The organism is Pantoea sp. B623 (assembly GCF_024814475.1).
In the GTDB taxonomy this organism is placed as follows: Bacteria; Pseudomonadota; Gammaproteobacteria; order Enterobacterales; family Enterobacteriaceae; genus Pantoea; species Pantoea ananatis.
Genome location: NZ_JANUXM010000004.1, coordinates 1,516,986 through 1,539,173 on the forward strand (window position 1 = coordinate 1,516,986; position 22,188 = coordinate 1,539,173).

Annotated in this window: 20 protein-coding genes; 3 read left to right on the top strand and 17 right to left on the bottom strand. The window is 53.7% G+C overall.

The genetic code is table 11. From position 1 onward, the window contains the following. Positions 1–63 precede the first annotated feature (63 nt). Entirely contained in the window at positions 64–1,782 is a 1,719-nt protein-coding gene (gene proS / locus NXS97_RS09035; RefSeq protein ID WP_013024709.1) for a proline--tRNA ligase, read from the top strand. A 117-nt stretch (positions 1,783–1,899) separates the two neighbouring features. Here the strand turns inward: proS and arfB are convergent, their stop codons facing one another. After that, complete coding sequence (gene arfB / locus NXS97_RS09040) at positions 1,900–2,310, bottom strand: alternative ribosome rescue aminoacyl-tRNA hydrolase ArfB (RefSeq protein WP_013024708.1); 411 nt, start codon at positions 2,308–2,310, stop codon at positions 1,900–1,902. A 217-nt stretch (positions 2,311–2,527) separates the two neighbouring features. On the opposite strand from arfB, the gene NXS97_RS09045 reads away from it, so the two are divergent. Both NXS97_RS09045 and rof read left to right on the top strand, forming a co-directional pair. Next, positions 2,528–2,728: a YaeP family protein gene (locus tag NXS97_RS09045; protein ID WP_014606545.1), complete on the top strand. Its 201-nt coding sequence runs from the start codon at positions 2,528–2,530 to the stop codon at positions 2,726–2,728. After that, positions 2,715–2,975 (top strand): Rho-binding antiterminator, encoded by a 261-nt coding sequence (gene rof / locus NXS97_RS09050; protein ID WP_013024706.1) that lies wholly within the window; start codon positions 2,715–2,717, stop codon positions 2,973–2,975. Before NXS97_RS09045 ends, rof begins: the two co-directional genes overlap by 14 nt. Before the next feature lie 37 nt (positions 2,976–3,012). On the opposite strand, the gene NXS97_RS09055 is transcribed toward rof, so the two are convergent. From NXS97_RS09055 to ispU, 16 genes are all read right to left on the bottom strand, one after another. Continuing rightward, positions 3,013–3,321, bottom strand: a complete 309-nt coding sequence (locus tag NXS97_RS09055; RefSeq protein WP_041930708.1) for a cytochrome c — start codon at positions 3,319–3,321, stop codon at positions 3,013–3,015. After that, positions 3,321–4,628, bottom strand: a complete 1,308-nt coding sequence (gene tilS / locus NXS97_RS09060; protein ID WP_072138577.1) for a tRNA lysidine(34) synthetase TilS — start codon at positions 4,626–4,628, stop codon at positions 3,321–3,323. The genes NXS97_RS09055 and tilS overlap by 1 nt, the downstream gene beginning before the upstream one ends. A 47-nt stretch (positions 4,629–4,675) precedes the next feature. Next, a complete protein-coding gene (locus tag NXS97_RS09065; protein ID WP_013024703.1) occupies positions 4,676–5,065 on the bottom strand; it encodes a VOC family protein in 390 nt (129 codons plus the stop codon). A gap of 29 nt (positions 5,066–5,094) precedes the next feature. Next, positions 5,095–7,242, bottom strand: a complete 2,148-nt coding sequence (locus NXS97_RS09070; RefSeq protein WP_089517580.1) for a lysine decarboxylase LdcC — start codon at positions 7,240–7,242, stop codon at positions 5,095–5,097. Between the two features lie 121 nt (positions 7,243–7,363). Next, positions 7,364–8,320, bottom strand: coding sequence for an acetyl-CoA carboxylase carboxyl transferase subunit alpha (accA, locus tag NXS97_RS09075; protein ID WP_013024701.1), 957 nt, complete (start codon positions 8,318–8,320; stop codon positions 7,364–7,366). A gap of 12 nt (positions 8,321–8,332) precedes the next feature. Further along, positions 8,333–11,815 (bottom strand): DNA polymerase III subunit alpha, encoded by a 3,483-nt coding sequence (gene dnaE / locus NXS97_RS09080; protein WP_014592968.1) that lies wholly within the window; start codon positions 11,813–11,815, stop codon positions 8,333–8,335. Positions 11,816–11,843: 28 nt separating this feature from the next. Beyond that, positions 11,844–12,470, bottom strand: a complete 627-nt coding sequence (gene rnhB, locus NXS97_RS09085; RefSeq protein ID WP_014606548.1) for a ribonuclease HII — start codon at positions 12,468–12,470, stop codon at positions 11,844–11,846. Then, positions 12,463–13,611, bottom strand: coding sequence for a lipid-A-disaccharide synthase (gene lpxB, locus NXS97_RS09090; protein ID WP_013024698.1), 1,149 nt, complete (start codon positions 13,609–13,611; stop codon positions 12,463–12,465). Before lpxB ends, rnhB begins: the two co-directional genes overlap by 8 nt. A gap of 3 nt (positions 13,612–13,614) precedes the next feature. Then, positions 13,615–14,403, bottom strand: coding sequence for an acyl-ACP--UDP-N-acetylglucosamine O-acyltransferase (gene lpxA, locus NXS97_RS09095; RefSeq protein WP_259231992.1), 789 nt, complete (start codon positions 14,401–14,403; stop codon positions 13,615–13,617). A 3-nt stretch (positions 14,404–14,406) separates the two neighbouring features. Next, entirely contained in the window at positions 14,407–14,862 is a 456-nt protein-coding gene (gene fabZ, locus NXS97_RS09100) for a 3-hydroxyacyl-ACP dehydratase FabZ (RefSeq protein WP_006117769.1), read from the bottom strand. 152 nt (positions 14,863–15,014) lie between these two features. Further along, a complete protein-coding gene (gene lpxD / locus NXS97_RS09105) occupies positions 15,015–16,040 on the bottom strand; it encodes a UDP-3-O-(3-hydroxymyristoyl)glucosamine N-acyltransferase (RefSeq protein WP_013024695.1) in 1,026 nt (341 codons plus the stop codon). 3 nt (positions 16,041–16,043) lie between these two features. After that, on the bottom strand, positions 16,044–16,544 hold the full coding sequence (locus NXS97_RS09110) for an OmpH family outer membrane protein (protein ID WP_014606549.1): 501 nt from the start codon (positions 16,542–16,544) through the stop codon (positions 16,044–16,046). A gap of 96 nt (positions 16,545–16,640) precedes the next feature. Next, on the bottom strand, positions 16,641–19,052 hold the full coding sequence (gene bamA / locus NXS97_RS09115) for an outer membrane protein assembly factor BamA (RefSeq protein WP_014592965.1): 2,412 nt from the start codon (positions 19,050–19,052) through the stop codon (positions 16,641–16,643). A 51-nt stretch (positions 19,053–19,103) separates the two neighbouring features. Beyond that, entirely contained in the window at positions 19,104–20,453 is a 1,350-nt protein-coding gene (rseP, locus tag NXS97_RS09120) for a sigma E protease regulator RseP (RefSeq protein ID WP_116220027.1), read from the bottom strand. 12 nt (positions 20,454–20,465) lie between these two features. Then, complete coding sequence (gene cdsA / locus NXS97_RS09125) at positions 20,466–21,323, bottom strand: phosphatidate cytidylyltransferase (protein WP_013024691.1); 858 nt, start codon at positions 21,321–21,323, stop codon at positions 20,466–20,468. Positions 21,324–21,341: 18 nt separating this feature from the next. Beyond that, positions 21,342–22,094, bottom strand: a complete 753-nt coding sequence (ispU, locus tag NXS97_RS09130) for a (2E,6E)-farnesyl-diphosphate-specific ditrans,polycis-undecaprenyl-diphosphate synthase (protein ID WP_013024690.1) — start codon at positions 22,092–22,094, stop codon at positions 21,342–21,344. Positions 22,095–22,188 lie beyond the last annotated feature (94 nt).

Genomic DNA, 22,188 nt, shown 5'->3' on the forward strand with positions numbered 1-22,188 from the left:
ACTGGTACACTAGCCGCCAGCAAATTTTGTCTGTGAATTTCCGATCAACTGGAATCGTAATCAATGCGTACTACTCAATATCTGCTCTCTACTCAGAAAGAGACACCTTCTGACGCGGAAGTGATCAGCCACCAGCTGATGCTGCGTGCCGGGATGATCCGTAAACTGGCTTCAGGCTTATATACCTGGCTGCCAACCGGACTGCGCGTATTAAAAAAGGTCGAAAACATCGTCCGTGAAGAAATGAACAATGCCGGTGCCATTGAGATTTCAATGCCTGTGGTGCAACCCGCCGATCTGTGGCAGGAGAGCGGTCGTTGGGAACAGTACGGTCCAGAGCTATTGCGCGTTGCCGATCGCCATGAGCGCCCGTTTGTGCTCGGTCCGACGCACGAAGAAGTGATCACCGATCTGATTCGTAATGAGCTGAGCTCCTACAAACAGCTGCCGCTGAATCTGTATCAAATCCAGACCAAATTCCGTGATGAAGTGCGCCCGCGCTTTGGCGTGATGCGCTCGCGTGAATTCATCATGAAGGATGCTTACTCCTTCCATACTTCTCAGGAATCGCTGCAGGAAACCTATGACGCGATGTATCGCGCCTACAGCCAGATTTTCAATCGTATGGGGCTGGATTTCCGTGCAGTGCAGGCTGATACCGGCTCAATTGGTGGTAGCGCATCTCACGAATTCCAGGTGCTGGCGCAGAGCGGTGAGGATGACGTGATTTTCTCAACGGCGTCTGACTTCGCCGCCAACATTGAATTTGCTGAGGCCGTCGCGCCCGCGGGCGATCGTCCTGCCCCTGCAGAAGAGATGCGTGAGGTGGATACGCCGAATACCAAAACCATCGCAGAACTGGTGAGCCAGTTCCAGCAGCCGATTGAGAAAACCGTGAAAACCCTGATGGTGAAGGGCGCAGAAGAAAGCGGTCACGCGTTGGTTGCGTTGCTGGTTCGCGGCGATCATGAACTGAACGAAATCAAGGCAGAGAAATCGCCTCTGGTTGCTTCTCCTCTGACCTTTGCCACCGAAGAAGAGATCCGCGCAGCGGTTGGTGCGGGTCCTGGTTCGCTCGGCCCAGTGGGGCTGAATATGCCGGTTATCGCAGACCGTACCGTGGCGAAGATGAGCGATTTTAGTGCCGGTGCCAACATTGAGGGTAAACACTATTTCGGCATCAACTGGGAACGCGATCTGCCAATGGCGCAGGTAGCCGATCTGCGTAACGTCGTGGAAGGTGACCTGAGCCCGGATGGCAAAGGTACGTTGCAGATTAAACGTGGTATCGAAGTCGGCCACATTTTCCAGCTGGGCACCAAATACTCTGAAGCGATGAAAGCCTCCGTACAGGGCGAAGACGGTCGTAACCAGATCATGACCATGGGCTGCTACGGCATCGGCATCACCCGCGTGGTTGCGGCGGCCATCGAGCAGAACCATGACGACCGCGGCATCATCTGGCCTGCTGCGCTGGCGCCGTTCGAAGTGGCGATTCTGCCGATGAACATGCAGAAATCGTTCCGCGTGAAAGAGTTAGCGGAAGAGCTGTACAACACGCTGCGCGCCAAAGGCGTAGAGGTGATTCTGGACGATCGTAAAGAGCGTCCGGGCGTGATGTTTGCGGATATGGAGCTGATTGGCGTACCGCACACCATCGTGATTGGCGATCGCAATCTTGATAATCAGGAGATTGAGTATAAAGCCCGTCGTGCCGGTGAGAAGCAGATGATCAAGCAGGATGAGATTGTCGAATTTCTGCTTAACGCGCTTAACAAGTAACCGCACTATAACGCCCCTTTAAGGGGCGTTTTTTTTGCTGAATAACGCGCGGCTATCAGGCTTGTTCCCGCATTCTGCCCCTGTCTGACTTGTCATAACGCCCCATGCACATGCCCCTTATTGCACCTTACCGCGCAGCGCTTTGGTATTGCTGCGCCGTGACTTGCCTTCCAGCCTGCGCTCTTTCGAGGCGCGCGTAGGTCGTGTTGAGCGCCGGACTTTCTCTACCGTGGTAAGTTCGCGGATCAGGTTGACCAGCCGCTGCAGTGCCGCCTCCCTGTTCATCTCCTGACTCCGGTACTCCTGCGCCTTGATGATCACGGTTCCGTCACCGGTAATTAAATGGTGGCTGGCATTTAGCAGTCGCTCTTTATAGAACGGTGGCAAGGACGAGGCAGCAATGTCGAAACGTAGATGAATGGCGGTGCTGGTTTTATTCACATGCTGACCGCCAGAACCCTGCGCCCGAATAGCCGTCAGTTCAATTTCACTGTCCGGCAGCTCAACGTTGCGTGACAGCATAATCATCTGTCACCTGCCTGCGTGCAGTACGCGTTTTTTTGTATGGGGCTATCCATTCACTGAACCTTTCGTGCTTTATCCTGAGTCGTCTTAGACGGCGTAGCCAGCTACTTTAGCAGTGATTTGCGCGCGGTTCCTGTTTTTGCCTGGCTGATTTTCTGGAAATGCCTGTGATATAGTCGCTAATCAACCAGAGTGTTTCTGCTCTGCTGAGGAGGTGCCTGTGCAAAAATATTGTGAGTTAGTTCGCCAAAAATATGCCGAAATCGGCAGCGGAGATCTGGGATATGTACCCGATGCCATTGGCTGCGCCTTAAAAGCGCTAGATGATATTGCCGCGAATGTTGCGCTAAACGCTTCTCTCAGGGAACAGGCGGCCTATGCCGCCGCAAACTTATTGGTGAGCGACTATGTTGATGAATGAAGCTTATAAACCCATCAATTGCGATGACTACGATAATCTGGAACTCGCCTGCCAAAAAAACTGGATGCTGTCGCTGGAGTTAAAAGACGGTGAACAGCTTAAGGCCAAAGCCAAAGATATTCTTTCACGTAAAAACGTTGAATATCTGGCGATTGACCTTTCCGGTGAAACGCGCGAGTTACGCCTCGATCACATTGCCAGCTTCAGCCATCCTGAACTCGGCACCGTTGTTGTCAGCGAAGAGTAATTCACTTCCCGTCGGGCGGGATGCACTCCCGCCCACCTCATTCAGGTTTCAACGAACTGTAATAGGCGGCTAAATTCGCCATATCCTCATCATTTAAGCCTGCCACAAATGCCTTCATGACTTCAGCCTGTCCCCCGCTTCGTTCCCCTTTCTTATAGGCCTGTAATGCCTGGTTAAGATAGGCCGCATTTTGGCCAGCCAGATTGGGATAGAGAGGCGTGGTTGCTTTACCCTGTGCCCCGTGGCAGGCCATACAGGCGGCCGCGCGTTGCTCACCCGCTTTCACATCGCCTGCGGCGTGGACCGGTAAAACAGTTATCAGCAGCAAGGCTGCTATGCGTTGCATTATTCCGGCTCTCCCGTCGTTTTCTGCCAGTTGACTTGCCAGCCAGCGGCATCCTCGCTGGCACCTTCGCGGGTAACAAACAGCCCGGGCGCGCAAATCAACGTCTGATTAAAATAAATTAATGGAATGCGCGCGCGTTGCCAGGGCGGGATATTCAGCCTCTGCCAGATTTTTTTTATGTCTCGTCCGCCTGGGCGATTCACGATATGCACATAGCCTGTTGCGTGAAACCGCACGAATACCTGCTCCTGCGGTTGTGGGCAGCGAAGCGTACTCGTGCTTTTTTCGGCCGTCAGTACGCCCAGGTTTTGTGGCAAATGCAGAGGTTGTTCGACGTCATTCCAGGCGATTTCACAGTCAGCTAAAGAGGCGCTGAGCGGCAAGTGGTAAAGCTGCTGCCGGTAGCGACGGATCTCGTGGTTGCCCAGCTTCAGGCGCGGCTGCGCATCTTCACGGCACAACATGATCTCCTGACGGATTCGGCGTAATGCTTCGCGCGACGGCATTTTCTCGCCCTGAGCGGCCAGCCAGCGGCGCAGCAGGGCGTTGCCTTTTACCTCACTCATGGTCAGCAAAGGTGTGAAGCACAGGCTACCGTCGGGTTGAATAAGCTCGCTAAGCGGCTCAGCCAGTAACTCATCCAGCAGTTGCTCCTGCTCGCCACACAAGGCGGCACTGCGCGCCGACGCCTCGGCAAAATGCGGCCAGCGGCGCAGAACCGTCGGCAACAGCTGCTGACGCAGAAAGTTTCGGTCATAGCGCTGATCCTGATTGCTTTCATCTTCAACCCAGACCAGTTGATGCGCCTCGGCATACTGCTCCAGGCTCAGGCGGGAATGGTTTAACAAGGGTCTGAGTAAGGCATGTCCGGCAAACGTCGTCGCCGCCGGCATGGCCGCCAGGCCTGCCGGTCCACTGCCGCGCTTCAGCGCCAGGAGCAGCGTTTCACACTGATCGTCCAGATGTTGCGCGGTTAGCAGCTTTTCATCCGCGCACAGCGCCTGCCCAAGAGCCTGATAGCGTACCTGCCGCGCTGCCGCTTCAATGCCTTGTCCCTGATCCGTTACCTGCACACGCAGGACTTCACAAGGAATCTGCCACCGTTCGCACAGGCACAGGCAGTGCGCTGCCCAGCTATCGGCATTCGGGCTGAGGCCATGATGCACATGCAGCGCACGCAGCCGTGACCGCGGGCGCGCTTGCTGCCAGGCCCGCAGTTGATGAAGTAGAACGGTAGAATCCAGACCACCGCTGAACGCCACGACCAGCGCGTCATTTTCCTTTAACAGTGCGTCAAAATCAGACATGTTCTCAATCCATACCGCGGCCAGTGGAGTCGCCCAAAGCCGCCATTTTACGCCTGATAGAGTTCCAGCGGCAAACCATCCGGATCGGCAAAGAACGTGCAGGGCTTTCCGGTGAGCTCATCGATGCGGATCGCTTCACATATCACGCCCTGCGTTGCCAGATAGCGCATCGCCGCTTCAACGTCCGGCACGCTGAAGGCCAGATGACGCAGGCCACAGGCTTCCGGTTGACTGACGCGTGCGGGCGGTTTGGGAAACGAAAACAGCTCAATCGTATACTGACCGTTCAGTGCCAGATCCCCTTTCCACGAATCACGCGCTTCACGATAGTGTTCGCTTTGCAGTTCAAACCCCAGAATGTCGCAGTAAAACGCTTTGCTGCGCGAATAGTCTGATGCAATGATCGCGATATGATGGATGTGCGTTAGCTGTAGCATCGTTGCTTCCTGTTAAACATGACGTCCTGTTAGCCGGCCTGTTTCAGCACACGTACCCGATATTCCCCCTCTTCGGTGAGGATCGCGCCGTGAATATCCGTCTCAAAGCCAGGATAGTGGCGTCCAATGCTACACAGCATTAACAGGAAGTCGAGTACGGCGCGGCTTTGTTCTGTGATCATTTCACCTGGCATCACCAGAGGAACGCCCGGAGGATAAGGCAGGATCATGTTGGCAGAGATGCGGCCCACCAGCTCATTGATGTTCACGGTTTCAATATTGCCCTTCACCTGTTGCTGAAAAGCCTGGTGCGGCGTCATTTTCATCTCGGGCAACACGTCAAACGCCTTCAACATGAGCCGCGGTAAATCATGTTGCTGGATAAGACAGTGGATCCCCTGCGCCAGCGTCTGAATACGCATGTTGCGATAAAAATCAGGATCCTCCGCATAGAGATCCGGCAACATATTTTTGACCCGGAGATTGAGATCGTAGGCGCGCTTAAATTCCGTTAACCCTCGCAGCACGCTCATCGCTTTGGTTTTATCAATGCCGATACTAAACAGGAATAACAGATTGTAAGGGCCGGTTTTTTCAACCACGATGCCGCGCTCATCCAGGAACTTCGCCACCAGCGCCGCCGGAATGCCCTCTTCCGCCATCACGCCCAGCTCGCTCATGCCGGGTGTCAGGATCGTTACCTTGATCGGATCAAGATACATGTGGTCGCGATCGGCCTGGGTGAATCCGTGCCAGTCCTCTTCCCCCGGCTGTATCGGCCAGCACTGGGCTTCATCAACGTGTTCAGGCTGCCAGATATCAAAAAACCAGCTGTCGCACTCTTCTCGCAACCGCTGTATTTCACGACGGAAATGCAGGGCGCGTTCCACTGACCGGTTAATGAGCCTTTTGCCCGGATTTCCCCGCAGCATCGCCGCCGCTGTCTCAATGGATGAGACGATGGCATAGTTCGGTGAGGTGGTAGTGTGCATCATGTAGGCTTCATTAAACGTCTGCTCGTCATAGTCGCCTTTAATATGAATCAGCGAAGCCTGGGAAAAAGCCGCCAGCAGTTTATGGGTGGACTGCGTTTCATAGAAGACTTTACCCGGCACCCGCTCACCGCTCATGCCGCTTTTCCCCTCATAGATGGGATGAAAGTTGGTATAGGGAACCCAGGCAGAATCAAAGTGGATCGACGGCACCTCAAGGGTTTGCTTGATGTACTGAGTGTTGTAGAGCAAACCGTCGTAGGTCGAATTGGTGATCACCGCATGTACCGGCCAACTGGCGCGCGGCGTGACCGCCACTTTTTGCTCGATGCTGGCACGGGTGAACTCTTTTTGCGGAATACCGCCCAAAATACCCAATGCGTTGCGTGTTGGCTTGAGCCAGATGGGGATCAAATCGCTCATCATCAACAGATGCGTGAGCGACTTATGGCAGTTGCGGTCCACCAGAATCGTGCTGCCTGCCGGGGCAGCATACATTCCGACGATTTTATTCGAGGTCGAGGTGCCGTTGGTCACCATGTAGCTCTGTTCCGCACCAAAAGTGCGGGCGATATACTCTTCGGCTTCCAGATGCGGCCCTGTGTGGTCCAGCAGCGATCCCAGTTCCGTTACCGAAATCGAGATATCCGACTTCAGCGTATTGGCACCAAAAAAGTCATAGAACAAGCAGCCGACCGGGCTTTTCTGGAAGGCCGTACCGGCCATATGGCCAGGGGTACAGAAGGTGTATTTCCCCTCTTTCACATAGGTAAACAACGCTTTGGTCAACGGCGGCGTGATGTTGTCGAGGTAGTCATCTGTGTACTGTCGGATGTGAAGAGCAATATCGTCGGCGGCATTCAGCGCATATTCAAAGAAATGCAGCGGCATACGCATTTCATTAATACTGATATCCATCTGGGAATGGGTATTGATAAAGGCATACAGCGGCAGGTATTCATTAAGCTGATTGATTTCACCACACAGCTCCGGGCTGTTGTGTTCATCCCAGTCAAAAATGACGCCGCTGATACGGGGATTGTGTTCAATGAGTTTTAGCAGATCGTCATTGTTTTTCGGCCGGATGAGTTGAAAACCTTGCTGACTCAGCGCGACTTCCAGTTCGCGCAAGGGTTCATCTTTGTAAAACACGCCATGCGCGCCCATGATCGCCAGAATATTCAATGCACATCTCCCTGATTGTTGAGGCATTAAGTAAGCATAGCGAATGATGCCACTCAACTGCAGTCAGATTAATGGCATAAAAAAAGCGGACCGAAGTCCGCTTTATCGTCATGAAGCACAATCAGGCGTAGCCGTAGCTCATCAGACGTTGATAACGGCGATCGAGCAGTTCTTCGGTGCTGAGCCCTTCCAGATCGGCCAGATCGGCCAGCAGTTGCTGTTTCAGCGACTGCGCCATTTCGACAGGATGACGATGCGCCCCGCCCAGTGGCTCAGGGATAACCGAGTCAATCAGCTTCAGCTCTTTCAGACGCGGCGCGGTAATACCCATCGCTTCGGCTGCCAGAGGCGCTTTATCGGCGCTTTTCCACAGAATAGAGGCACAGCCTTCCGGAGAGATAACAGAGTAAGTGCTGTACTGCAGCATGTTAACTTTATCACCCACACCAATGGCCAGCGCACCACCGGAACCGCCTTCACCGATGACCGTACAGATCACAGGCACCTTCAGACCGGACATTTCCCGCAGATTACGGGCAATAGCCTCAGACTGACCACGCTCTTCCGCACCAACGCCAGGATAAGCGCCAGGCGTGTCGATAAAGGTCAGGATTGGCATCTTGAAACGCTCAGCCATTTCCATCAGGCGCAGCGCTTTGCGATAGCCTTCTGGTGCTGGCATGCCAAAATTACGGCGAATCTTCTCTTTGGTTTCACGTCCTTTCTGGTGACCAATGATCATGACCGGGCGACCATCAAGGCGCGCAATCCCACCCACAATGGCTTTGTCATCCGCATAAGCACGGTCACCCGCCAGCTCATCGAAATCGTCAAAGGCATTGCGCACGTAATCAAAGGTATAAGGACGTAGCGGATGGCGTGCCAGTTGTGCAATTTGCCATGCGCCCAAATCGGCGAAGATTTTACGGGTCAGCTCAACGCTTTTCTCGCGCAGTCGCTTCACTTCTTCGTCGAGATTGACGTGTTTATCGTCCTGACGACCAATCGAGGTTAGCGAATCAATCTTCGCTTCCAGTTCTGCAATTGGCTGTTCAAAATCCAGGTAATTAAGACTCATAATGTTCCTGTTTTAGTCAAACTCCAGTTCCACCTGCTCCGATCCAATTAACGACCGCAAATCGTTGAGTAAACGATCGCTGGGCGAAATTCGCCACGCTGCACCAAAGCGTAGCTTCGCTCGCGCGTCGGCTCTCTGATAGTAGAGATGCACTGGAATTGTCCCTGAACGATGAGGTTCCAGGGACTGACGGAGTCGGTTTAATAGCTGGTCATCAATTTGCCTGTCCGTCAGCGAGATAGCAAGTCCACGGGCGTATTTTTCGCGCGCTTCGTCGATGTCCATGACTTCCCGGGCGGTCATTTTAAGCCCACCACTGAAGTCATCAAAGCTGACCTGTCCGCTGACGATCAGGATACGGTCTTTCTCCAGCAGTTGCTGGTATTTATCTAACGCATCGGTAAATAACATGACTTCGAGACGGCCGGAACGATCGTCAAGTGTACAAATACCAATTCGGTTGCCGCGTTTGGTCACCATTACACGCGCAGCAATCACCAGACCTGCCGCAACGGTAATCTTACCACGATCGGTAGGATGCATATCTTTCAAACGCATCCCGCCAACGTAACGCTCAATTTCTTTTAAATACTGATTAATAGGATGGCCGGTAAGATACAACCCAAGGGTTTCGCGTTCACCATCCAACTGCACCTGTTCCGGCCAGGGCGTCACGCTGGCATAGGACTGTTCTACCTGTTCAGGCTCGTCGGCCAGTACGCCAAACATGTCCGCCTGGCCGATCGCTTCGGCTTTCGCATGCTGATCCGCCGCCTTCAGCGCATCGTTAAGGGCGCTCATTAAGGCAGCGCGGTGTGGGCCGAGACGATCAAAGGCACCTGACATGATCAGTTTTTCCATGACCCGACGGTTGATCTTTTTGGTATCGGTGCGCGCGCAGAGATCGAACAGCTCCCGGAAATAACCGCCCTCGTTACGCGCATCGATGATCGCTTCGATCGGCCCTTCACCGACGCCTTTAATGGCGCCGATGCCGTAAACGATCTCGCCCTCATCATTGACGTGGAACTGATACAGGCCCGAGTTAATATCCGGCGGCAGGACCTTTAGCCCCATGCGCCAGCACTCATCCACCAGGCCAACCACTTTTTCCGTGTTATCCATATCCGCCGTCATGACCGCAGCCATAAATTCGGCCGGATAATGCGCTTTCAGCCACAGCGTTTGATAGGACACCAGCGCATAAGCCGCAGAGTGCGATTTGTTAAAACCGTATCCGGCAAATTTCTCTACCAGATCGAAGATTTTCATCGACAGTTCGCCGTCGATGCCCATGCTTTCAGCGCCGTCTTTAAAAACGGAGCGCTGCTTGGCCATCTCTTCGGGTTTCTTTTTACCCATGGCGCGACGCAGCATATCCGCCCCGCCGAGCGTATAGCCAGACAGGACCTGGGCGATCTGCATTACCTGTTCCTGATACAGGATAATGCCGTAGGTCGGCTCGAGAACCGGCTTCAGGCTTTCATGCTGCCACTGGATATCAGGATAGGAGATGGCTTCCCGACCGTGCTTACGGTCGATAAAGTTATCCACCATGCCCGACTGCAACGGGCCAGGGCGGAACAGCGCCACAAGGGCGATCATGTCTTCAAAGCAGTCAGGTTTCAGACGCTTGATCAGATCTTTCATGCCGCGCGATTCAAGCTGGAAAACCGCCGTGGTTTCCGCGCGCTGCAGCATATCAAAGCTTTTCTTGTCTTCAAGCGGAATGGTGGCGATATCGATCGGCGGCAACCCCTGCTTTTCACGGCGCGGGTTAATCATCTTCAGTGCCCAGTCGATAATGGTCAGCGTACGCAGCCCCAGGAAGTCAAACTTCACCAGGCCGGCATATTCCACATCATTTTTATCAAACTGCGTCACCGGATACTGGCCGTTTTCGTCACAGTACAGTGGCGCAAAATCGGTAATTTTGGTGGGCGCGATCACTACTCCACCCGCGTGCTTACCGGCGTTTCGCGTAACACCTTCCAGCTTGCGCGCCATATCGATTAGCGCTTTGACTTCCTCATCGGCCTCATAAATTTCCGGCAGTTGCGGTTCTGCAGCAAAGGCTTTTTCCAGCGTCATGCCCGGATCGGGCGGCACCAGCTTTGAAATACGATCGACAAAACCATAGGGATGGCCCAGAACGCGTCCCACGTCACGAATGACCGCCTTAGCCGCCATCGTACCGAAAGTAATAATCTGAGACACCGCTTCGCGGCCGTACATGTCGGCCACGTGTTCAATCACCTGGTCACGTTTCTCCATGCAGAAATCGACGTCGAAGTCGGGCATGGAAACACGTTCTGGGTTCAGGAAACGTTCGAACAGCAGGTCGAACTCGAGCGGATCAAGGTCAGTGATCTTGAGCGCATAGGCGACTAAGGATCCCGCACCAGAACCACGGCCCGGCCCAACCGGCACGCCGTTATCTTTCGACCACTGGATAAACTCCATCACGATCAGGAAGTAGCCAGGGAACCCCATCTGGTTAATAACGTTGAGTTCCACTTCCAGACGTTCATCGTATTCCGGCCGCTTTTCGGCCCGTACGGCTTCGTCCGGAAACAGCATCGCGAGGCGCTCTTCCAGCCCCTCGCGGGATTTCATCACCAAAAAGTCTTCGGTGGTCATATCCCCTGTCGGGAACTGGGGCAGAAAGTACTCACCCAGCCGGACCGTGACGTTACAACGCTTAGCAATCTCTACGCTGTTTTCCAGCGCTTCCGGGATGTCCGCGAACAGCTCGCACATCTCCTCTTCGCTGCGCATGTATTGCTGAGGACTGTAATGGCGAGGACGTTTCGGATCGTCGAGCGTGTAACCATCATGAATGGCAACGCGGATCTCGTGGGCGTCGAAATCTTCTTCATTGATGAAGCAGACTTCATTCGTGGCAACAACGGGGATCCCTTCTGCAATCGCCAGCTCAACCGCCGCATGCAGATAGCTCTCCTCATCAGGACGACCGGTACGGACCAGCTCCAGGAAGTAGCGATCGGCAAAATGCTGTTGATAGAAAGCCAGGCAGTCAGACACCAGCGCGCTGTTACCTCGTAGCAGGCTGCGGCCAACATCCCCTCGACGGCCCCCGGACAGCAGAATCAGTCCTTCCTGCAGTTCGGCCAGCCAGTCGCGATCGATAATCGGGCCAGCAATACCGTAACCCCGTTGGTAAGCACGGGAAATCAGCAGTGTCAGATTCTGATAGCCGGTATTATTTGCCGCCAGCACGGTAATCTGGGTCAGTTCATCGCCCATCAACTCGCTGGCAACGTTAAAATCTGCCCCGATAATCGGTTTAACCCCTGCCCCGTGCGCACCGCCGTAAAATTTCACCAGCCCGCAAAGGTTGGTGAAGTCGGTAATCGCGATGGCTGGCATACCCAGCGCAGCCGCTTTCTTGATCAACGGGCCGGTTTTCGCCAGGCCGTCGACCATGGAATAGTCGCTGTGTACGCGCAGATGTATAAAACGGGGTTCGGCCATATCAGTTTCCGGTTAAAACAGGTTCGGATTAGCGCAGCGTGGTCAGGCTGCTCGCCAGTACATCGGCATCAATCAGCGCATTACGCACCGGCGCAAAGCTGCGGCGGTGATGAGGGGTTGCACCGTACTGCGTCAATTTTTCCATGTGTAACGCCGTAGGATAACCTTTATGCTGCGCAAAACCATACTGCGGAAACAACAAATCCAGCTCTGCCATTTCACGATCGCGCGTGACCTTGGCGATGATGGAGGCGGCACTGATTTCGGCGACCAGGCTGTCGCCCTTCACCACCGCCAGAGAAGGCATCGGCAACGCCGGACAGCGATTGCCGTCAATCAGCACAAAGTCTGGCGTGATGGACAGGCCAGCGACCGCGCGCTGCATCGCCAGCATCGTGGCGTGCAGGATATTAAGATTGTCGATCTCGTCCGGTTCTGCGCGCCCCAGGCTCCAGGCGAGCGCTTTCTCTTTGATTTGATCAAACAGCGCGAGACGGCGTTTTTCTGACAGTTTTTTGGAGTCTGCCAGGCCGGGAACAGGATTCGCGGGATCGAGGATCACGGCGGCGGTCACAACGGCCCCGACTAATGGCCCGCGCCCGACTTCGTCCACCCCGGCAATACAACCGGCGGCAGGATAGATAAAATCAGCCATTGGCAAGCTCCAGCACCGCATCTGCGGCTTGTTCGTCAGCGTTCCAGCGGATCTGCTGGTGCAGTTCATAAAAGGTGTTCAGCAGCGTTTCACGTTCACGACTGGCATGCAGCAACGGATCCAGCGCCGCGGCCAGCGCCTCAGGCTGACATTCATCCTGCAACAGCTCTTTGACCAGTTCGCGCCCGGCCAGCAGATTCGGCAAAGAGACGTAATCCGTTTTGACCAGTCGTTTAGCCAGCCAGAAGGTAAACGGCTTCATGCGGTAGCCAACCACCATCGGGCATTTTGCCAGCATGCACTCCAGCGCCGCCGTTCCCGAAGCCAGTAGCGCAGCATCACTTGCCACCATGGCTTCCCTGCCCTGACCATCCAGCAGGTGCATCGGCAGCTCAGGCGCGACCTCCGCTTTAATTTTTTCAAACTGTTCGCGGCGCTTAGCGTTAACCAGGGGCACGACAATTTCCAGCGCCGGATAGTGCGTACGCAGACGCTGTGCGGTTTTAAGGAAATCCGCACTCAGCATTTCGACTTCGGCACCCCGGCTGCCGGGAAGCAGTGCCAGACAGAGCGCGTGCTCGTCTATGCCAAGATGGCGGCGAGCGGCGGCCTTATCGGGCTGTAACGGCATGGCATCCGCCATGGTATGACCAATAAAGCGACAGGGAACGTTGAAACGGTCGTAGAAGGCTTTTTCAAACGGCAGAAACGCCAATACCAGATCGGTATTGCGGCCGATTTTAAAGACGCGCTTTTGTCGCCAGGCCCAGACAGAGGGGCTGACGTAATGAATGGTGCGAATGCCTGCGCGTTTGAGATGGCCTTCCAGCGTGATGTTGAAATCCGGCGCATCAATACCGACAAAGACGTCAGGCTGAAGCGCGGTAAAGCGCTGCGTAAGATCGCGACGAATACTTAATAAACGCCGTAACCGCCCCAGCACCTCCACAATGCCCATCACCGCCAGCTCTTCCATCTCGTACCAGGCTTCGCAACCTTCGGCCTGCATTAGCGGACCCGCGACGCCAACAAAACGGGCATCAGGATGACGCGCTTTTAATGCCCGAATCAGGCCTGCGCCAAGGATATCGCCAGAGGTTTCTCCGGCGACCAGGGCAATCGTAAGGGGACGCGCTGACATGAATTAGCGAATTAATCCACGAGTTGAACGAGCAAAGAAATCAAAGAAAGGCTGCACTTCGCTGTGCTGCTGAGCAATCGCCTCGATTTCCGGTTTGACTTCATCCAGCGTTCTGCCGCTGCGATAAAGTAACTTGTAGGCGTTGCGGATAGCGTGCAGTGTTTCTTTGCTGAAGCCACGGCGCTTCAGGCCTTCAATGTTGATACCGAATGGCGTGGCATGGTTGCCTTGCGCAATGACATAGGGCGGCACATCCTGAGCCACGCCTGAACAACCACCAACCATCACATGTGCGCCAATGGTGCACCACTGGTGCACGGCCGTCATGCCGCCAATAATGGCGAAATCGTCGACAGTGACATGGCCGCCTAGTGTCGCATTGTTGGCCATAATGCAGCGGTTGCCAATGACACAGTCATGCGCGATATGGACGTTAACCATCAACAGATTGTCACTGCCGACAACCGTGACATTTGTGCCCTGAGTCGTGCCACGATGAATGGTCACGCTTTCACGAATACGGTTACGATCGCCAATGTCAACACGGGTGGGTTCACCCGCGTATTTCAGATCCTGATTCACTTCACCGATAGAAGCAAACTGATAGATCTGGTTGTCTTTACCGATACGCGTATGGCCGTTTACCACCACGTGTGACTTAAGGACGGTTCCCTCACCAATCTCGACATTCGCCCCGACAAAACAGAAAGGACCAATATGAACGCCGGGGCCGATAACAGCCCCGTCTTCGATGACTGAACTGGGATGGATGTTGGCGGTTGGATCAATCACGAGTTATGCCTCCCGGCTACGGGCACACATCATGGTCGCTTCACAGACGATTTTACCGTCGACAGTCGCTACGCCATTGAAGCGAGTCAGACCACGGCGGGTTTTCTCGAAGGTCACTTCCATAATCATTTGATCGCCCGGTACGACCGGACGCTTGAAACGGGCATTATCAATGCCAGCAAAATAATAAAGCTCGCCTGGCTCCAGTTTACCCACGCTTTTAAATGCCAGAATGCCGGTGGCCTGTGCCATCGCTTCCAGAATCAGAACGCCGGGAAAAATCGGTTTACCAGGGAAATGCCCCTGGAAAAACGGCTCGTTAAAGGAGACATTCTTTACGGCGCGCAGATATTTGTTTTCTTCAAAATCCAGCACGCGATCTACCAGCAGAAACGGATAACGGTGCGGCAGCAGCTCTAAAATCTCTTCAATTTGCAGAGTATGAGTTTCAGTAGTCAAAATACTCTTCCTGTCCTAAAAATCTGATGACATCAATAACACGGCCTGCACCGATCATCATGATCGTTGGCAGGCCGCAAATAGGTTCCGTGGCGCCTGGCTTCCCTGCTTAACACTGTTATTATGAAAGCCGGTCTGTCATGGGATGGCGTCTAGTCGTCTTTGCCGACTTTCCGCTCGATTGCTTTTAAGCGTTTGCTTAGTTCATCGATATTCATCACCAACGCTGCAGTTTTGCGCCAGGTTTTGTTGGGCTGTAATGGAATGCCTGAGGAGTATACACCAGGTTCTGTTATCGGACGCATAACCATGCCCATGCCGGTTACGGTTACTTTGTCACAGATTTCCATATGGCCATTAATGACGCTGGCACCGCCAATCATACAATAACGACCAATTTTCAAACTACCCGCCATGATCACACCGCCAGCAACCGCAGTATTGTCGCCAATAACCACGTTGTGAGCAATCTGACATTGGTTATCTATGATAACACCATTGCCGATCAGAGTGTTATCCAGCGCACCACGATCGATGGTGGTACAGGCACCGATTTCGACCCGATCGCCAATGATGACCGAACCCAACTGCGGGATTTTCACCCAGTTGCCACGATCGTTAGCATAACCGAACCCATCTGAACCTATCACTGTGCCGGACTGAATCAGACAATCCTGACCAATCTGCACCTCATGGTAAACCGAGACGTTAGCCCATAAACGCGAGCCGTTGCCGATACGGGTTTTTTTGCCCACAAAACAGCCTGGGCCGATGACCACGTTGTCACCGAGTACCACGTCGGACTCAATAACGGCATTGGCGCCGATGGACACATTCTCACCCAGTCTGGCGCTGGAATCGATCACGGCGCTCGGCGCAATGTGCTGCGCAGGCTGCGGCGTCGTATCCAGTAACTGCGCCATTCGCGCATAGGTAAGATAGGGGTTTTTAACAACCAGCGCGGCGGTTTTACACCACTCCAGATCCGCTTCCGTCAGCACCACGGCTGAAGCCTGGATCAGGGCGAGCTGCTCGCGGTAACGGCTGTTGGCAAGAAACGTGATTTGACCAGTGGTGGCGGATTGCATAGAAGCAATGCCGGAGATGACGATATCGCCATCTCCGTGCAATTCTGCATCCAACTGCTGGGCTAAATCAGCCAGTCGAATTGATGACATCGATTATTTAACCTGCTTCGCAACTTCATCGGTGATGTCTTTAACATCAGAACCCGAATACAGCACAGCCTGAGAATTCAGCACCAGGTCATAGCCGCCGCTTTTGGCAACCGACTGAACAGCAGTCTGGATTTTTTCCAGCAGCTTATTACGCTCCTGAACCTGACGGGTCTGGTTGTCTTTCTCAAACGCGTCGGCTTTTGCCTGGAAAGCATTACGCTCAGAGTCAATCTGCTTCTCTTTCTTGCTGCGCTCGCTCGCCTTCATGGTTGGCGCGTTACGCTGCAGATCCTGCATTTCCTGCTGGATTTTGTCGTGCTGAGAACGGAGTTCTGCCGCGCGGCCCTGGAATTCACTCTCGAGCTGCTTGGTGATAGTCGCGCGCTGAGGTGATTTCTGGAAAACCTGGCTCAGATCCACAGTTGCGACTTTATCCGCCGCCTGTGCGCCAGCAGAAGCAGCCAATGCAACACCCAGAGTAACTGCACATAACAACTTTTTCACTATAAACTCCTTACCCTCAACATGTATGTTTGCAGCGTGGAGCATAGCAATGCCCCACGTGTGCAAGCTAATTTTTTAACATCCCTGTACAGAACATTACCAGGTTTTACCAATGTTAAACTGGAACTGCTCTGACTTATCTCCCTCAACTTTCTTAACCGGCTGGGCATAGGAGAAGACTAACGGCCCCAGCGGTGACATCCACTGTAAAGACACACCGGTCGAAACGCGAATGTTGTTCGGATCGCTGTAGTCAGGAATACCGGCAGCGCGCGTCTCCGCCGTGTTCTGCCATTTAGTATCCCAGACCGTACCCGCATCCACAAACAGCGAAGTGCGGACGGAATTCGAATATTTCTCACTCAGGAACGGTGTTGGCGTGATCAGCTCAAGGCTGGCAATCGCCATCGCGTTACCCCCGATTGCATCGCTCGACTTACAGATACCGTTCGGATCGCTCAGGTTACAGTATGACGAACCATTGTTCAGGTAAGCGGCTTTCGGACCGATGGTATTGGACTGGAATCCGCGCACGGTACTCGAACCGCCGGCGTAGAAGTTCTCATAGAACGGCATCTCTTTACCGCTAATGCCGTCACCGTAGCCCACACGACCGCGACCTAACACAACCCAGGTATGATCTTTATTGATCGGAACATACTGCTGGCTGTCCAGGGTCATTTTGTAGAACTGGTTATCTGAACCCGGAATCGTGACTTTGCCGTTCAGGTTAGTACGGTTACCTGAGGTGGCAAAGAAACCACGGTCGAGCGTGTTATAGGTCCAACCATAGTTAAAGGTGAAGTCGTCAGCAGAGAAGTCGCCGTTGCTGTTCAACTGCTGTGGCTTACCGACCGAGTCAAGATAACGCCACATCGCAACCTGTGGACGCATGTCTGACAGGTCGTTATGGACATAGCCCAGACCGACGCGCAGCGAGTTGTTCTCGTTGATTGGGAAGCCCAATGTACCGTCTGTACCGTAACTTCTGTTGGTATAGCCGGAGAGATCGGCGTTGCTGGCCTTAAAGTTGTTGTAGAACACCCGGCCGCCCAGACTCACACCGTCAACGGTAAAGTAGGGATCGGTCAGGGAGAATTCTGCATAGGTCTGGTAATCGTTTTTAGTGCCGCTAATCCCCACGGTATTACCGGTGCCGAGCCAGTTATCCTGGGTAACACCGACCTGGAAACTCACGCCACTTTCTGTACCGTAGCCGACGCCAAAGTTAAAGGTACCGGTATTGCGTTCTTTAACTTTATAGACCACGTCAACCTGGTCAGGTGAGCCGGGAACGCGCTGCGTATCCACGTCAACGGTTTCAAAATAGCCCGTACGATTCAGACGCTCTTTGCCCTGATCGACCAGGTCGCTGCCCAGCCAGGCGCCTTCCATCTGACGCATTTCACGACGCAGTACGGCATCTTTTGATGTATCGTTTCCTTCGAAGCGCACTTTACGCACGTAGTAGCGGTTACCCGCATCGACGTTGATGTGCAGCTTAACGGTTTTATCCGCATCGTTAATTTCAGGCTGTGTCACAACACGTGGATAGGCATAGCCGTAGCGACCCAGCAGTTTCTTAATGTCATCTTCCATCGACGTGACTTTCGTGCCGTTATACAGCTCGCCCGCCGGAATTTTGGTCAGATGTTCGATTTCGGCCGAATGACCCGCCATGCTGCCGTTGACGATTACGCCAGCAATCTTGTACTGATCGCCTTCGGTAATGTTCACGGTGATGTAGATGCCTTTCTTATCCGGCGTCAGGCTGACCTGCGTCGAATCAATGTTGAAACGCGCATAACCCCGATCCAGATAGAAGCTGCGCAGGGTTTCAAGGTCGCCCGCCAGTTTCTGCTTCTGGTATTTACGGTCGCCCACCACGTTCCACCACGGCACTTCGTCACGCAACTGGAAGCGGGAAATGAGCTCGTCGGAGCTAAAAGCTTTGTTACCGACGATATTGATCTGCTGAATTTTGGCAGAAACACCTTCGGTAAACACCAGTTTCAAATCGACGCGGTTACGCGGCAGCGGTGTGACTACGGCTTTAACGCTGGCGGTGTATTTGCCCACGCTGTAGTAGAAGTCTTCCAGGCCCTTCTCAATCGAAGAGATGGTGGTGCGGTCCAGCGCTTCGCCGACGCGCACGCCTGAGGCTTCAAGGTTTTGTTTGAGCTGATCGTCTTTAACCGCTTTGTTACCGCTGAAGGTAATGCTGGCGATGGTGGGACGTTCTTTGACCTGAACAATCAGCGTATTACCATCTCGCAGGACCTGAACATCCTCAAAGTTGCCAGTTGCGAACAGGGAGCGAATGGTATTTCTGACGTCATCGTCATTCACCGTATCGCCAACCCGAACTGGCATGCTCAGCAGAGCCGCGCCGACGGCGACTCGCTGCAGCCCTTCGAAATGAATGTCCTTCACCACGAAATCGTCTGCACCGTAAACGGTGGCGCTGCTAAACAGCAGCGACGCTATGAGCAACTTTTTCATCGCCATCGTTATTATGCGTTTTCCTAACACATCCCACGTAAGCTCGCGTTCCAGCGGTTACAAACGTGAGAAATCATTGAAAAGTGCAAGCCCCATTAACATCACCAGCAGTATTGAACCGATGCGGTAACTAAAGTCTTGAACTCGCTCGGACACCGGTCCCCCTTTGATCTTTTCAATCGCAAGGAAGAGCAAGTGCCCACCATCTAAAACCGGTAGCGGGAACAGGTTGATGATCCCTAAGTTGACGCTAATCAACGCCAGGAACATCAGGTAGTAAATCATTCCATACTCGGCTGACAAACCTGCACCTTGCGCAATCGAAATCGGGCCGCTCAGGTTGTTCAGCTTCACATCGCCGGTTATTAACTTGCCCAACATAGAGACGGTCAGCTTCATTAACTGCCAGGTTTTTACACTGGCTTCACCAATGGCTGAAAACGCACCATATTGTCTTACCGTTTTATACTCGTCTGGCAGCGGTACGACTCGGGGAATCACCCCCGCAAACCCTTGTGCTTTGTTCCCAGGTTTCGCTTCGGGCGTCAGGGTTAACTGCACCGCGTCACCGTTGCGATCGACCTCAAGAGCAATACTTTTTCCTGGGTTATCCCGAACCTGGATAGCAAAAGGCTGCCACTGCGATAATAACTGACCATCGACTTTAACGATCCTGTCGCCAGCTTGCAAACCGGCTGCACTGGCAGGCGAATTCTTTTGCACTTCAGCCAGGGTCGTTTCAATCTGCGGGCCCCGGGGACGAATTCCCAGCGCGACGACAGGGTCCTGCTTATCAGGTTCGAACTGCCAGTTGCGCAAATCGACCTGTTTTTGCTGCGTCCCCTGTTCGCCAAAACGACCCACTGTTAACGTTGTGCTGGCATCACCGATTTTACCGATCAATGCCATGCGCACAGCTTCCCAGTCAGGCGTTTCGATACCGTCAACGGCCTTAAGTTCCGTCCCGGGTGTAATTTGCGCTTCTGCGGCGACCGAACCGTTCAGAATTTCACCAACTACCGGTTTAATACCCGGCACGCCGTGGATGAACACGACCCAGTAGGCAAAGATAGCAAACAGGAAATTGGCAATCGGGCCGGCAGCAATAATAGACGCGCGCTGCCAAATCGCTTTATTGTTAAACGCCTGGTGCCGAAGCTCGGCGGGAACGCTTTCTACCCGCTCGTCCAGCATTTTGACATAACCGCCAAGTGGAATGAGCGCAATCACAAATTCGGTGCCGTGACGATCGCGGCGTTGCCATAACGCCTTGCCAAAGCCGATAGAAAAGCGCTCTACTCTCACACCGCAACGCCGCGCCACCCAAAAATGGCCAAACTCATGCACGGTGATTAACACGCCCAGTGCAATGATAAATGCGGCAAAACTCCAGATTACGCTTAACATCGTCGTTTGCCCTTAAAGTGTCTGAAACACCAACAGCAATAAACAGGCAAATACCGGCACTGCTGCTGTCAGGCTGTCGATGCGGTCAAGAATACCGCCATGTCCGGGAATCAGGCTCCCGCTGTCTTTGATACCGGCCTCGCGTTTAAACATGCTTTCCGTCAGATCGCCCAGTACCGAAGCAAGGGTGGAAATCACGGCGCAGATCACCAGCGTGCCGGTGGGAACGGAAAGCGGCGCAAAACTGGCGAACAGGACGGCAATCAGCGCAGAAGAGATCAGTCCGCCCAGAAAACCTTCCCATGTTTTACCGGGCGACACTTTTGGCGCCAGCTTATGTTTGCCAAACAGTTTGCCGAACATGTAGGCACCGGAATCGGCACCCCATACCAGAAACATAACAAACAGCAGCCACCAGGCACCGGCAAAGTGATCGGCTTCGTAATGATACTGGCGGAGCGCCATCATGCCCCAGAAGAAAGGAATGACCGTTAACGCACCAAACAGCAGACGCAAGGGTCGGGAAGTCCGCCATAACGCAGCAGAGGCAGGATAGAACAGAACCAGTAACAGCGCGGCAATCCACCAGGCCAGTGAGGCCCACAGCCAGCCCGCCACCTGCGGCAGGTGCGCGTTATGTTCGTAGGGAGGAAGCGTAAACAGCATCAGCGTCAGAGCCAGACCGCATATCAGCGCGAGCCAGATCCGTTGCTGACGCGATGCCATACCAGACAGCTGCCCCCATTCCCAGGCGGCAAGCATACAGATAATAATCGTAATAATTGCAAAGCCAACAGGCGGTAACCAGAACAATGCAGCGATCACCAGCGGGATGAGAATCAGCGCGGTGATCAGACGAGACTTCAGCAAAGGTTACCCCCAGATTGCTCAGGCGCCGCCTGGTGCAGCGCCGCCAAAGCGTCGCTCCCGCAGAGAGAATGCATTCAGTGCACCTTCAAAAACGTGTTCATCAAAATCCGGCCAGAGCACATCAGTAAAATAGAATTCCGCATAGGCAATTTGCCACAACAGGAAGTTGCTAATCCGATGCTCTCCCCCGGTCCTTATCACTAAATCCACTGGCGCCAACTGGTTCATGCACAGTTGCGACGTCAGGCTCTCTTCGGTTATCTGATCAGGGCGTAACAAGCCTTCCTGAACCTGTTCAGCCAACTTTTTAACGCCTTCGATAATATCCCATCGCCCGCCGTAGTTCGCAGCAATGTTTAGCGTGAGTCGATCGTTATTCTCCGTCAGCGCTTCTGCCCGACGGACACGTTCCTGAATGCGGGGGCTGAAGCGGCTGATATCGCCAATGATGCGTAAGCGAACATTATGCTTGTGCAGGCTTTTCACTTCACTGTCCAGCGCCCAGACAAACAGCTCCATCAAGGCAGTAACTTCCTGCGCAGGACGGCTCCAGTTTTCGCTACTAAAGGCGTAAAGCGTTAATGCTTCAAGATTATTACTGACGGCAAAGCTAACGGCGCGACGTACTGATTTCACGCCCGCTTTGTGACCGGAGATACGCAGTTTTCCCTGGTTCTTAGCCCAACGGCCATTGCCATCCATAATGATAGCGACGTGGCGTGGACCGGTTCCCTGTTGGTCATCGGTGTTGTTGTGATTTTCAGACGACATAACGCGTAATCAATTCCTTTCATCAGAAATGCTGTGGTTTCTGAATACATTGCGCCCGGTACAAATCCCGGCACTGTCTGCCAGGCCACACCGA

What these genes read in the sequence shown, in the direction of transcription:
- proS (WP_013024709.1), top strand. Translation starts at nt 64, where the DNA reads ATGCGTACTACTCAATATCTGCTCTCTACTCAGAAAGAGACACCTTCT.
- arfB (WP_013024708.1), bottom strand. Translation starts at nt 2,310, where the DNA reads ATGATTATGCTGTCACGCAACGTTGAGCTGCCGGACAGTGAAATTGAA.
- rof (WP_013024706.1), top strand. Translation starts at nt 2,715, where the DNA reads ATGTTGATGAATGAAGCTTATAAACCCATCAATTGCGATGACTACGAT.
- NXS97_RS09055 (WP_041930708.1), bottom strand. Translation starts at nt 3,321, where the DNA reads ATGCAACGCATAGCAGCCTTGCTGCTGATAACTGTTTTACCGGTCCAC.
- tilS (WP_072138577.1), bottom strand. Translation starts at nt 4,628, where the DNA reads ATGTCTGATTTTGACGCACTGTTAAAGGAAAATGACGCGCTGGTCGTG.
- NXS97_RS09065 (WP_013024703.1), bottom strand. Translation starts at nt 5,065, where the DNA reads ATGCTACAGCTAACGCACATCCATCATATCGCGATCATTGCATCAGAC.
- accA (WP_013024701.1), bottom strand. Translation starts at nt 8,320, where the DNA reads ATGAGTCTTAATTACCTGGATTTTGAACAGCCAATTGCAGAACTGGAA.
- dnaE (WP_014592968.1), bottom strand. Translation starts at nt 11,815, where the DNA reads ATGGCCGAACCCCGTTTTATACATCTGCGCGTACACAGCGACTATTCC.
- rnhB (WP_014606548.1), bottom strand. Translation starts at nt 12,470, where the DNA reads ATGGCTGATTTTATCTATCCTGCCGCCGGTTGTATTGCCGGGGTGGAC.
- lpxB (WP_013024698.1), bottom strand. Translation starts at nt 13,611, where the DNA reads ATGTCAGCGCGTCCCCTTACGATTGCCCTGGTCGCCGGAGAAACCTCT.
- lpxD (WP_013024695.1), bottom strand. Translation starts at nt 16,040, where the DNA reads ATGTCATCAATTCGACTGGCTGATTTAGCCCAGCAGTTGGATGCAGAA.
- bamA (WP_014592965.1), bottom strand. Translation starts at nt 19,052, where the DNA reads ATGGCGATGAAAAAGTTGCTCATAGCGTCGCTGCTGTTTAGCAGCGCC.
- rseP (WP_116220027.1), bottom strand. Translation starts at nt 20,453, where the DNA reads ATGTTAAGCGTAATCTGGAGTTTTGCCGCATTTATCATTGCACTGGGC.
- ispU (WP_013024690.1), bottom strand. Translation starts at nt 22,094, where the DNA reads ATGTCGTCTGAAAATCACAACAACACCGATGACCAACAGGGAACCGGT.